At 35.0% G+C, this 12,386-nt stretch carries 13 protein-coding genes and 1 other RNA gene; 12 read left to right on the top strand and 2 right to left on the bottom strand.

Features of this window, described 5'->3' with window-relative positions; genetic code table 11:
* Positions 1-49: 49 nt before the first annotated feature.
* On the bottom strand, positions 50-1,387 hold the full coding sequence (locus tag CHSO_RS14245; protein ID WP_045494754.1) for an IS1182 family transposase: 1,338 nt from the start codon (positions 1,385-1,387) through the stop codon (positions 50-52).
* 223 nt (positions 1,388-1,610) lie between these two features.
* On the opposite strand from CHSO_RS14245, the gene CHSO_RS14240 reads away from it, so the two are divergent.
* The 4 genes from CHSO_RS14240 (at position 1,611) to CHSO_RS14225 (ending at position 4,741) form a co-directional block, all read left to right on the top strand.
* Entirely contained in the window at positions 1,611-2,447 is an 837-nt protein-coding gene (locus tag CHSO_RS14240) for a 1,4-dihydroxy-2-naphthoyl-CoA synthase (protein WP_045497172.1), read from the top strand.
* A 72-nt stretch (positions 2,448-2,519) separates the two neighbouring features.
* Positions 2,520-3,449 (top strand): 1,4-dihydroxy-2-naphthoate octaprenyltransferase, encoded by a 930-nt coding sequence (gene menA / locus CHSO_RS14235; RefSeq protein ID WP_045497163.1) that lies wholly within the window; start codon positions 2,520-2,522, stop codon positions 3,447-3,449.
* 17 nt (positions 3,450-3,466) lie between these two features.
* Positions 3,467-3,913 carry an SRPBCC family protein gene (locus tag CHSO_RS14230; protein ID WP_045497160.1) on the top strand — a complete coding sequence of 149 codons (447 nt, stop codon included), beginning with the start codon at positions 3,467-3,469 and terminating at the stop codon, positions 3,911-3,913.
* Between the two features lie 141 nt (positions 3,914-4,054).
* Positions 4,055-4,741 (top strand): metal-dependent hydrolase, encoded by a 687-nt coding sequence (locus CHSO_RS14225; protein WP_045497157.1) that lies wholly within the window; start codon positions 4,055-4,057, stop codon positions 4,739-4,741.
* Positions 4,742-4,858: 117 nt separating this feature from the next.
* Here CHSO_RS14225 and ffs read toward each other — a convergent pair.
* Positions 4,859-4,956: signal recognition particle sRNA small type (ffs, locus tag CHSO_RS25385), an RNA gene on the bottom strand.
* A gap of 131 nt (positions 4,957-5,087) precedes the next feature.
* On the opposite strand from ffs, the gene CHSO_RS14220 reads away from it, so the two are divergent.
* The 8 genes from CHSO_RS14220 to CHSO_RS14185 all read left to right on the top strand — a co-directional run bounded on the left by CHSO_RS14220 (position 5,088) and on the right by CHSO_RS14185 (position 12,373).
* The gene (locus CHSO_RS14220) at positions 5,088-5,690 is read left to right on the top strand and encodes a DUF4199 domain-containing protein (RefSeq protein ID WP_045502605.1); all 603 of its coding nucleotides are present in this window, start codon (positions 5,088-5,090) and stop codon (positions 5,688-5,690) included.
* Positions 5,691-5,706: 16 nt separating this feature from the next.
* Positions 5,707-6,657, top strand: coding sequence for a glycosyltransferase family 2 protein (locus CHSO_RS14215; protein ID WP_045497155.1), 951 nt, complete (start codon positions 5,707-5,709; stop codon positions 6,655-6,657).
* A complete protein-coding gene (locus CHSO_RS14210; RefSeq protein ID WP_045497153.1) occupies positions 6,657-7,058 on the top strand; it encodes a rhomboid family intramembrane serine protease in 402 nt (133 codons plus the stop codon). The genes CHSO_RS14215 and CHSO_RS14210 overlap by 1 nt, the downstream gene beginning before the upstream one ends.
* A 110-nt stretch (positions 7,059-7,168) precedes the next feature.
* Positions 7,169-8,137: a hypothetical protein gene (locus CHSO_RS14205; RefSeq protein ID WP_045497150.1), complete on the top strand. Its 969-nt coding sequence runs from the start codon at positions 7,169-7,171 to the stop codon at positions 8,135-8,137.
* A 273-nt stretch (positions 8,138-8,410) separates the two neighbouring features.
* Positions 8,411-9,643 carry a DUF4280 domain-containing protein gene (locus CHSO_RS25380; protein ID WP_084220995.1) on the top strand — a complete coding sequence of 411 codons (1,233 nt, stop codon included), beginning with the start codon at positions 8,411-8,413 and terminating at the stop codon, positions 9,641-9,643.
* 5 nt (positions 9,644-9,648) lie between these two features.
* On the top strand, positions 9,649-10,281 hold the full coding sequence (locus CHSO_RS14195; RefSeq protein WP_045497146.1) for a hypothetical protein: 633 nt from the start codon (positions 9,649-9,651) through the stop codon (positions 10,279-10,281).
* Positions 10,282-10,379: 98 nt separating this feature from the next.
* Positions 10,380-11,348, top strand: coding sequence for a hypothetical protein (locus tag CHSO_RS14190; RefSeq protein WP_045497145.1), 969 nt, complete (start codon positions 10,380-10,382; stop codon positions 11,346-11,348).
* Between the two features lie 20 nt (positions 11,349-11,368).
* A complete protein-coding gene (locus CHSO_RS14185) occupies positions 11,369-12,373 on the top strand; it encodes a hypothetical protein (protein WP_045497143.1) in 1,005 nt (334 codons plus the stop codon).
* Positions 12,374-12,386: the final 13 nt, after the last annotated feature.

Here is a 12,386-nt window from a genome sequence, read left to right as displayed (position 1 = left end):
TAGTTTTTTGATGAGTTGTGGATGTATTTTTTTTAAAAAAGAGCAGATTTTACCCTGCAAGCGCTAATTTTCTTAGATTGTGAGCAATAGCAACCAGGCCGATTTCTATTTCGACTTTATTTTGTCCTCTAAGCATAAATCTTTTAAATCCTTTGTTATGTTTGATCTGAGCAAAAACAGGTTCTACATCGTGGCATCTTTGTTTTCTAAGCTTTACTCCACGTTTGGTATTAAGAAGCTTATGAGCCTTATGCCGGAGCTTTGAAAGTTTTGGATTAGAAGGTGAAGAAGTTATGGTTTTAGTTTTCTGGTCTTTATCAAAGTAATTATACTTGATATAGGCTTTGACTTTTCTCTTTTGAAGAAAAATATAATTCTCTTCTGATCCATATCCTGCATCAGTCACTATCTCCTTGGGAGTTTTACGATAAAGATGTTCAAAATTATCAATATGAGGGAGCAGTGTTTTAGTGTCCCCAGGATTAGGATGCAGCGTATAGTTAAGGATAAACTGATTCTCGGTACTGAGCTGAAGATTGTAAGCGGCTTTAAGCTGTCCGTTACCCATATGATCCTCTTTCATACGCATGAAAGAAGCATCAGAATCTGTTTTTGAATAGCTGTTCCTGCCCCGGAGAATTTCCTGCTGTTTCTCATATTTTTCAAGGTTATCCGGCCAGTTTTTTTTTGCATAATTAATCTTCTGACGGACTTTAGGACAGATTTTCTTCTTTCTCAAAGTAGAGTCTATCGTTTCTATAGCAGATTTTATTTTTTCTTTATCCATAGACTTAAAGGTTACCTCAGAAGTATCTTTCATTTCTTCCCCAGCTATTTCCTGAGTGTAATTCCACAAATCTTCAAGCTGGGACTCTATACGTTCTTTATTCTTTTTGATCGCCTTTCCCCATACAAATGTATAACGATTGGCATTGGCTTCTATTTTGGTACCATCGGTAAAAATAGTCTGAAGGCTTACCAGCCCTTCTTTCTCTAAATACACTACAATTTGTGCGAAGATCTCTTTGAGTTCTCCTTTTAATCTTTCACTTCTAAAACGGTTCAAAGTATTATGATCAGGACGATTCATGGCACTGAGCCACATAAAATGAACATTTTCTTTGAGAGCCTGTTCCAGCTTTCTGCTAGAATAAATATTACACAAATAGCCATACACCAATACTTTCAAAAGCATTTTCGGGTGATACACCGATGTGCCCCCTGGTTTATAATTACGGATTAAATTACTGATATCCAGACCGTCTATAACTTCTGAAACAATTCGTACAGGATGATTAGCTTCTATTAACTCCGATAAATTCGGAGGAAATAGAAAATTTTGCTTGGGATTGTAATCTTTAAAGACTACCTTTGAATTACTTAACACACAGCAAATTAATCAATTTGCAAATATTAGGAAAGCAAAAGCTTTCCTTTTTTTATGCTTGCAAAAAAAGACTGCCTCACTTTTGAGACAGCCTCTTTTGTTTTTTTTTGTAAAATATCATTTATTATGTATTATCCATTGCTCATTATTTATCATTTACTGTCTAAATTTCATCCCTAGAAATTCTCTGTAATTCCGTATCTTTGAGAAAAATTTTACCAAAATGATCGAGTGGAAAACCGCTAAGGAATACGAAGATATTACCTATAAAAAATGCAATGGTGTAGCAAGAATCGCTTTCAACAGACCAGAAGTGCGTAATGCTTTCAGACCAAAGACAACTTCAGAATTATACGATGCTTTTTATGATGCCTCTGAAGACCCTTCAATAGGCGTTGTTTTACTTTCAGGAGAAGGACCAAGCCCTAAAGACGGAGGCTGGGCTTTTTGCAGTGGTGGAGACCAAAAAGCAAGAGGTCATCAGGGATATGTAGGAGAAGATGGAAGACACCGTTTAAACATTCTTGAAGTTCAGCGTTTGATCCGTTTCATGCCGAAGGTAGTTATTGCTGTGGTTCCGGGATGGGCTGTAGGTGGCGGACACTCACTTCATGTGGTTTGTGATCTTACTTTAGCAAGTGAAGAACACGCCATTTTTAAGCAAACCGATGCGGATGTAACAAGTTTTGACGGTGGTTACGGATCTGCTTACCTGGCAAAAATGGTAGGACAGAAAAAAGCCCGCGAAATTTTCTTTTTAGGAAGAAACTATTCCGCTCAGGAAGCTTTTGAAATGGGAATGGTAAACAAAGTTGTTCCGCATGCGGAATTAGAAGATACAGCCTATGAGTGGGCTCAGGAAATCTTAGGAAAATCTCCAATGTCTATCAGAATGCTGAAGTTTGCGATGAACCTTACAGACGACGGAATGGTGGGCCAACAAGTATTTGCAGGGGAAGCAACCCGTTTAGCTTATATGACGGAAGAAGCTCAGGAAGGTAGAAATGCATTCTTAGAAAAAAGAAAACCGAATTTCGGTGACGATAAGTGGATATCTTAAAAATATAATTGATAATTGATAGGTGATAATTGATGTTATCATTTATCAATTATCGTTTATCAATTATACATTATGACTGATTGGATAAAAGCCGCAAGGCTCAGAACTTTACCGCTGTCATTAAGCGGAATTATTATGGGAGCTTTCATTGCAAAATGGAGACTTTACAGAGAAGGAGGAATTTGGGATTGGAAGATTTTTGCACTGGCACTTTTAGTAACCCTTTTGTATCAGATTTTATCAAACTATGCTAATGATTATGGCGACGGAGTAAAAGGAACGGATGCAAAAAGAATTAATGAAGCAGAAGCAAGAGCAGTAGCCTCAGGAAAAATTACAGCTAAACAGATGAAAAATGCTGTGATTCTTTTTTCAGCATTATCTTTCATTGCCACCATTGCTTTGTTATATATAGCTTTCATTCCAAATTATATGAATGAATTCTACATTTTCATAGGTTTGGGACTAGCAAGTATTTTGGCTGCAATTGGATATACAGTAGGGAAGAAGCCTTACGGGTATATGGGATTGGGAGATATCTTTGTGTTTATTTTCTTCGGATTGGTTTCCGTATGCGGAAGTTATTTTCTGTTTACAAAAACATTCAGCTGGGATATGCTGTTGCCGGGAACTGCAGTAGGAATGATGAGTATGGCTGTTTTGAACCTGAACAATATGAGGGATATTGAAAGTGATAAACTATCGGGAAAAAACAGTTTTGCATTAAGAATCGGATTCAAAAATGCAATGATCTATGAAATGGTCCTGTTGCAGCTTCCTTTGATATTGATCTTTGCTTTCCTGGGAATCAATGGATTTTTTCAGGAACAAAACTATTATGCTTTTATTGTAATGATTCTAATGTTTCCTTTGATGAAATTGAGAAGAAGTATCATGTCCGTAAAAGAACCGAAAGAATTAGACCAGTATTTAAAGCAGGTTGGAATTATGACATTTATAATGGCTATTCTTACAGCAGCCGGACTTAATTTGTTTAACTAAATCTAAAATAGTATATCATGAGTTCCGATGTCTATGTTGAAGCACAAATGCTTATCAGAAAACCGATTGAAGATGTTTTTGAAGCATTCATCAATCCTGAAGTAACCACTAATTTCTGGTTTACAAAATCTACCGGAAAATTAGAAGAAGGGAAAACAGTAACCTGGGAATGGGAAATGTATGGCGTGAAAAACGTTGTAAACGTTCATCGGATTATTCCCAATCAACTGATCAAAACAGAATGGCGAGTACCTTCACTCAACGTAGACTATGAGTTTAAAACTATGGAAAAAGGAACTCTTGTTGTCATTAAGAGCTATGGATTCAGCCAAACAGGTGAAGAACTCCTAAGACAAATTAATGACAATACAGGTGGTTTTACAACGGTTTTAGACGGTTGTAAGGCTTATTTGGAACATGGGATCAATCTGAGACTTATTGAAGATAAATTCCCGTCTAAATAATTAAAGTAAATAAACAACGCTTAGCGTTTAAAAAAAATACGGATGGCACAAATGCTTTCACTTATGTCACTACCTTTATTGTGTCGTTTTTGAAACTGTTTGAGTCATTTGTGTTTCATCATAATTGAAATTAAATTTACAATGAAAATACAATTCTTAGGGCAAAATTGTTTTCTGTTCACGTACAAGGACAAAACAATTTTAAGTGACCCTTTCTACAACTACAAAAAAGCGGAATCAGGTTTTGATATTACCGTTCAAAAAATCGATTACATTCTGTTGACCCATGCCCATGGAGATCACATTGCAGATGTAGCAGAAGTATTGCAGCATTATCCGGAGGCAACCGTGATTGGAGTACCGGAAGTATGCGGATACTTTACACAGGCTAAAAATAAAGATGATGTGAACTTAGGAGGGTCGGCAAAAATCGACGATCTTAAAATTTCCATGGTTCCGGCTCATCATACAAGTTCTTTTCCGGATGGAAGCTACGGAGGCGTTCCTGTAGGGTATATTTTCAGACTTCCTGAAGGTAAGAACATCTATTTGGCTGGAGATACAGGAGTAATGGCAGATATGGAGCTGTTCCCAAGATTATATGGGAATATTGATCTTTCTATCCTTCCCATCGGAAGCCACTACACCATGTGCCCAAGAAAAGCGTCTTTCGCTGCAGCAGAATTATTAAAAACTCCAAAAGTAATCGGATGTCACTTTGATACATTCCCTGCTATCGAGATCAATCATGAAAGTGCATTAAAGCATTTTGCAGATAAAAATGTAGAACTTGTTTTACCAAAATTGGGAGAGACGTTCGAATTTTAATCAATAACAAGAAAGAAGTAAACTGAAAATTAGAAAAAATGGAAATGATGCGTAAGGTATTAAAAACAAAAAAAGATAATTATCAAATTACCTCTCTTCTCACTTTAAACCAAAAAAAAATGGCAAGCTACCTAAATCACACCGCTACGACCAATTACCTTTGCTGCGTTCCCACCCTGGAGGATTCTCAGGAGCTGGTTGTTTAGGACTTGCCGTTGCAAAGGTAGGAAATATTTGTAAACTTCAAAACTTTATCAAAGAAAATTTGTTGAAAAAATGCAGTATTAAAGCTAAACGGCTGACATTTAAGGGAATAATTTTTCAACTTTTTTCTAAAAAATTTAACATGACGAAAAGTCCATCAACACTAGGAATTATACTTTTTATTGCTACAATGATCGTTTTCTTTGTAGTATACACTTTTTTTTCAGGAATCAATTATTTTGATATTTCACTGAAAACCAATGCTTTCGTGTTGCCAATTCTTTATGCCGGAGCAGCATTCTGGTCTGTAAAAACCTATTGGAACAACCATAGAGTGGTAACTTTTAAAGAAGCTTTCAAAAGAGCATTCATTCCGATGTTCATCGGAGGGATTCTTTCGATATTCAGTATTTACGCTTTTTTAAACTTTGCAGATACCGATGCAAAAAAGCTTTTGAACTACCAATATGTTCAAAGACAGAAGTCGGAATTGGATACGGAATATACTTCTGCAAGAAAAATTATGAAGCATCAGAAAGATATTGACGAGCTGGATCAGAAGTATAAAGAAAGGGTTCAAAGCTTTAACCCGGAGGCTGTAAAAGGAAAAGATATGCTTACTGCAAGTCATTTTTCAGGATATTTTGCAGCAATTCTTATATTTTACGTAGTTTTGTCGGTGTTTTTCGGAGCATTTTTCAGAACAAGAAGTGTCTATCAACCCGAAGAAACAAATCAAGACTAATTTTTATTAAAATTAAATGAACTTATCTATAGTTATTCCGTTACTGAACGAAGAAGACTCTCTGGAAGAGCTTTTTTCAAGAATTGATAAAGTCTGCCAAACCAGTAATTTATCTTACGAAATCTGGTTTGTAGATGATGGAAGTACGGATTTGTCGTGGAGTATTATTGAGAACTTAAAAGTACAGTATCCTCAGATCCACGCTATTAAATTTTCCCGAAATTATGGGAAATCTCAGGCGCTTCATGCGGCTTTTGAAAGAACAAACGGAGATGTGGTGATTACCATGGATGCCGATTTACAGGATTTTCCGGAAGAAATCCCGGAACTGTACAATATGGTAATTCATGACAATTACGATATTGTTTCCGGTTGGAAGAAGAAGCGTTTTGATAATGTAATGACCAAAAATATTCCGTCAAAACTATTCAATGCAGCAGCTAGAAAGGTTTCAGGAGTTTATCTTCACGACTTCAATTGCGGCTTGAAAGCTTACAAGAGACAGGTTGTAAAATCTGTAGATGTATACGGAGATATGCACCGCTACATTCCGGTATTGGCTGCCAATGCAGGTTTCAGAAGAATTACAGAGAAAGAAGTACAGCACCAGGCAAGACCTTACGGAACTTCAAAATTCGGAACAGAAAGATTTGTAAGAGGATTTTTGGATCTGGTAACCCTTTGGTTTGTAAGTCGTTTTGGAGGAAGACCTATGCATTTCTTCGGAGCGGTAGGAACTTTAATGTTTATCTTCGGTTTCCTTTCAGCCCTTTGGCTGGGAATATCAAAACTGATTGATGTAGCCAGAGGAATTTATGGTCATTTAATCACCAATAATCCTTGGTTCTATATTGCTTTAACGATGATGATTATGGGAACATTGCTGTTTGTAGCAGGATTCCTGGGAGAAATGATTATCAGAACCAATCGTGAACATAAGAACTATAATATCGATGAAGTGATATAATGGAAGAGAAATTACCCAAAATTTATTCTAAAAAGGCTATTTTAGGATTTTCTATTTTTCTGTCTACACTTTTCGGTGGCGTGCTTTTGTTTCAAAACCTGATAGATGTCAACAAGAAAAAAGAAGCCTATATGGTGTTGGGTGTTTCTATTGTAATAACAATACTTACAGCTATTATTGTTAATATTCCCGAAAAACCCATTAGTGCACTTGCTTATATTTGTGGGTTCGCAGGAGGAGCATTATTATCCAATTATTTTGTTCCAAAATATTTTCCTAATGAAGAACAATATCCAAAGAAAGCAATATGGAAACCTTTAATTATTGGAATTATTATTGTGGTTATTATTGTTGCATTAGCTATATATTCTGCTTCAATCGAAAATAATCAGGGTTACTGATTTTATTGATATATTATAGAATACCTCGGAAAGTGATAGGCTTTTCGAGGTATTTTTTTTGATTCCTTAATTTATTTTCCGATCTTAGTGTAAGATGAAAAAAAACATAAATGGAAAGTATTAGAATCGAAATCGAAAATCTGATGGATCTGGAAACCTTGTCTCAGGAATTTGATATTCCAAAACAAGAACTGATCGCCTTTCATAACCAACATTGTGCCCTGCATGAAACACTTCCGGACCAGCTTCCAAAATATATAAAGTACCTGTATATCCCTGCAGATAAGAAAAGTTTGTGGAAAGACAACCATCTGCTTCATTCCAGAATTGATCTTCCCGATACTCCTGCCGATCTTACCTATGGTATATTGATAAAAGAATCATTATCACAAATTCAAATGCATTATCTGATCGATATCCGGAAGGGAATTGAAAACAGAATCTCCATTACAAAAAGAAAAATGTATGTAAATGACCAGGAGTTGGAAAAGATGATGGAAAAACTGGCAGAAACGGCATCGGAAGCCCTTTATCCATTAGACTTTTCGTTGAAAAAAAACGGAAGCCCTGATAAAATTTTAAATGGAAAAGATATTCAGGAGCGCTGGAAGAAGGAATGTTTACCCAGAATAAAACAATACTATGTTGGAATCATAGCAGATGAATTTATAGGAAAGCTAGACCGTTTTTATGAAACCGTGGACGATGATCCTGCTGAACTTTATGGCAATATTTTTTATCCTGTTTTCTTTTTGCCATTATATACTTCGTATCCTGATTATCAGAAAACAGAGCCTTTAAGCTTTTATTTATCATCAATTGATGAATCTGTTTCTTATGATGCCCAATTTTTACTGCATGATACCTTTACAGAACATGATAAAATTTTAATTCATATAAAAGGAGAAGAAAAAAACGACGGAGAAGTAGGAAGGAAACAGGGATACCTGAATTTAGAATACAGACTGGATAGGAATACAAAATATATTTCTTCTGTAGAAGGAGAATTATCAACTTTCTATCAGAATGAAGAAATCAGGATTTATATTGAAATTTATCAGCAGAAATCCTATATTTGATTTACCAAATCATTAAAAATAGTTATCATGAAAACATTTTCTCTCTTCAAAAAAGAAAAACATACCTGAACCTTATTGTTATTTTCTGTGGTTTAGAATTACAATTCTATTGGATTGAAAAATTCAGCTGCAGTGTTTATTTACATTCCTGATGTTTGATGTCAGGATGAATTCGGTCTTTTACACTGAATAATAGTGGTTTGTAATACCTTGATTAATAAATATATTCAAGGATAAATTGATTATATGCACTAAAAAAAACACAATAATACAATGAGCGAAAAACATCTGGTATGCCAGGGGGCTGTCTGCCGTTGCGATTTCGGAACAACTACAGATAAGCTTATGGTGAAAACCCAAAGTAAACGATACATCAACGATAAAGACGGTAAGAAAAAGCTAATGGCCACCCATGTTGACATTGGTGCCACCTTCGAAAACAATTCCTTCGGAAGCTGTAAAAAGCTGAACAATGGACCTTGCGCTCCTGTTGTAACGAAATGGGAGGGATTCTACGATCAGATTATCGTACAGGATAATAATGGGAAAGCTCTTCTTGAAGATTCTAAAGCGACCTGCGCGGTAAGCAATGCTTCCAGTATAAAAATTATATTTCACGGACAAACTGCTGAACCTACCCAGCAGAATGTAAATAATGCAAGGCCTGAGGTGTTGGCACAGCTGGTACCTTTGAAAGAGGATAATAAGGAATATGTTTATTATACAAAGGATGGAACTTATTTGGGTGGTTTAGAGAATAGTACAAAGGTATACCTGTCTTCTCAGGAGGATTATGATAAAGCTAAGAATCAACAAAAATGGGGTTTATTAAACCAGGACAACCTTTTATTAAAGGAAAATGGTAAAGAAATTTCAAATAATGAATTTAGTAATAATGCTTATTTAGTCTGGCATGAAGCTTCTTTAACAGGCAACAAGACAACAGCTTTTTGGATCGCTCATACCGTAAATAATGCTTTGAGTTCAAAATATAAACGAGGAAAAAAGAATTTTAATGAATTATTCAAAACTGGATATTCCTCTGTGGCTGCTGCTGATAAACTTAAAGTAATAGGTATTAAAGCAAAATCAGATAATGAGATTTATGCAAGGGCTGCTGTGATTGATGTTCTCCAAAAAAGTCCTGACCCAACCGGATCTGCTTATTTTTGGGATGGATTAGACTTATTTACAAAAAAAAGTGAATTGGCTCATCCCAAATTCAAGCAATATAAATCTGTCTCCATAAAGAATGCTGATTTAAAAACAGCTCTGACATTTTGGGGAGATAAAGAGAACAAGAGAAAAGTAAATGCCGGAGCCACCATAAATGTGGTTTTCGAAACGGCTACACCTTTAAAAAAAGTCACGGATGGTACGGTACAGAACGACAGTACAGGTTTTGTAGGAGCCAGAACAGATTCTCAGAACAATTCAAAAGTATCTGAACATTTAAGTTCAACAGGGTTTCATGGTGGAACTATGTTTTGGACAACCAGTAAATAAAAATTATGAAGAATTTATCTTTTTATCTGATAATATGTACCTTATTTTATTATTGCAAAAAAAATAATAAGTCTGAAACATTTCAAACCTCAATAAAGGAAGATACTATTTCTGCGCCGGCAGGATATCATCCAAAAGAGGAAAGTTGTAAGAAAGCGATGAAGGGATTTACCAGAAGATATTCCGTATTGCTCTCTGATTTTTATTCTCCGGAAAAAAGTTTGGTCTTCAATACCAAAGACAGTGTGATGATAGCCAAACCTTTTTATACTCAGGTTGATGCTTATGGGGACTGTTTTCCTGAAGAAGCTTATGGAAGTTTACTTTTAGTATATAATCATTCTTCACACAAAACAAATGGGTATAAAAATGCATTGTATGATGATGAACCCAATACGTTTCAGGAAATATTACTGGAATCAAAAGGTTTTGTAATTTCTGCAGAAAGAGGAAACTCATCAAAAATATATGCAAAAGTTAAAGTTGTTTATAAAGGCAGTGATTTATATGTGGATAATATTCAACTGGAATCCTGGGGGATGAAGCAGTATAAAAAGAAGTATGCATTTAAAAATTTGAAACTGAAAAATTATTCTGTAAAGATGATAGATTCTTTACAGGTTGTTAATGATAAATAGGATACACCTGGGGCTGGTAATAAACATCAGAAGAGTGATAATGTAACTGGGAATAATATACTTTTAGAACCAAAAGGTATTAATGATAAATAAGATATATGGACAAGTACATCAGGTATATTTTTATATTGGTTTTACAGCCATTCCTGTTGGGGCAGTCTTATCATCAAGTGGGAATTTCGGAAAAGTATCAGGTAAAAGAAGTTCGGGATGCTGATGAAGTTACTGATGAGAAATATGAAAATACCTCATACTTTGTATACTCTTATCATGATCAGATGGATAAAGTTCTGGTTTATTTTAAAAGTACACCGGACCAGGAGTCGGATTTTGAATGTACAACGTATAGTCTGCATTATAAATCAGCCAATGAGCTGCTATTGGCTATTAAAAAAGGAACAGAAGTAGAGCATTTGAAAATTAGTTTTTTTGATGAAAATTTTTCTATTCGTATAGAAGATTTACATTTTTTTCTCAATAAAGCTTACTATTCATATGAAAAAGAAAAACTGCTCAAAGCAAGAAATATAGGATCACTGATTGATCTTATGGATGATTTTTTACAGGAATACAGTTTTAATTTAGATCACCTCAGATATCTGAATCCCAGGGTGAAATATAAAAACAGAAATTTTAAAATTTTAAAAGCAGAAATGACTACAGTTAATGGACAAAATGAAAGCATTATAACCAATTGGAAGATTTATTATTCCTATAAAAACGGAATTCTATTTTCTGTAGAACAAAAAACAAAAGATGAGACAAGGTTTAAAAAAGAACTGATAAGAAAGAATGGTTCTATTTTCTCTTATAAAGTGTATTGGCAGGTAGATGAAAGGTTTTCTGATGATAAAACAGTCATTTTTGATACGGCAAAAGATCAACACTCAGAGAAAGGGACGTATTTTCAGGTGGGACGAAATAGGGAAAGTGATTATGAAACAGGTATAGGGAAAAATATACGCTTGTCATCATCTCAATTCGAATTGGATAACCGTGAACTCAACCGGATTTTTCAGGAATTGCATGTCCAACAAATGAAAAGAACGGCAAAAGATGAAAATTAATTTAAAAACACACATGTATTATGGTCATTATAGGAGATACACGTCCGCTTGCCAGTAAGAACTATACGTATACAATAAGCGGAGCTACAGGAAAGCCAAAGGTAAAACAATGGAAGGTAGAGTATGCAGGTAAAGTACTTGCGACCAACACCAACGGCGTTTTTAATTTTACCCCTTCTATGGCTGGGAAAACAGTGAAACTGACTGTGGTGGTAGATATGCATGGTAAAGACATGGATTATTTCATCAACCTGCAGATTCTCGCAGCAATGCCGGTTATAGAAGAACTGTATTGGCTGGATATCAATAATGAAAGAATCGGAAAACGTATTGTAGGCTATCTGGATACCGTAAAACTGGTTATCAAAACGAAAAATATCCCTGTCAATGATAAAATAAAAGTAACCATTTATGAGGATGAATACGTTGACGGACATGATGAAGATTCCTCAAGAAACATGGGAACCTATGAACCTTATGTAGATAAGAAAGGGTATGCTTATTTAACTTTTAATAATATAAAAGTCTATCAGAAAAAACTGAACAGCATGGATTATGTGGACGAAAGCGTTCACGAATTTTATGCTAAAGTGGTCTACAGTAATAAGATCAATCAAATAAAAGATACCATACAGCTTCAGGTAAAAAATGAACTCCGTAAACTGGTACCACCTAAGGTAGGGAGTAATCCTGTTGTAGTGGGGAAAACGGATTCTGTAGCTAAGACTAAAAAAGCTGCTGTTAGTTTTACGTTTGGAGTTTTTCTGGATGGTACTCTGAATAATATGTATAATACAGAGATCAGACAAAAAGTAACCGGTAGAGAAGTAATAAAAGCTGAAGTATCTGGAATAACAGATACTGAAGCACAGAAAATTTATAAGAAAAAAGGTGGAGCTGTAGATGGAGATCCTTCTAAAGGAGAAACAAGTTTTGAAAATGACCTTTCTAATCCGGCTATTCTATTTAAGAATTATAATAAAAATAAAAAAATAAAATATTTAGGATTTATACAGAAGGAATAGGAACAAATAGTAG

It is taken from the genome of Chryseobacterium sp. StRB126, assembly GCF_000829375.1.
Classification (GTDB): Bacteria; Bacteroidota; Bacteroidia; order Flavobacteriales; family Weeksellaceae; genus Chryseobacterium.
Note: the sequence above shows the minus strand (reverse complement) of the source record. Positions and strands in the feature narration are given on the sequence as shown.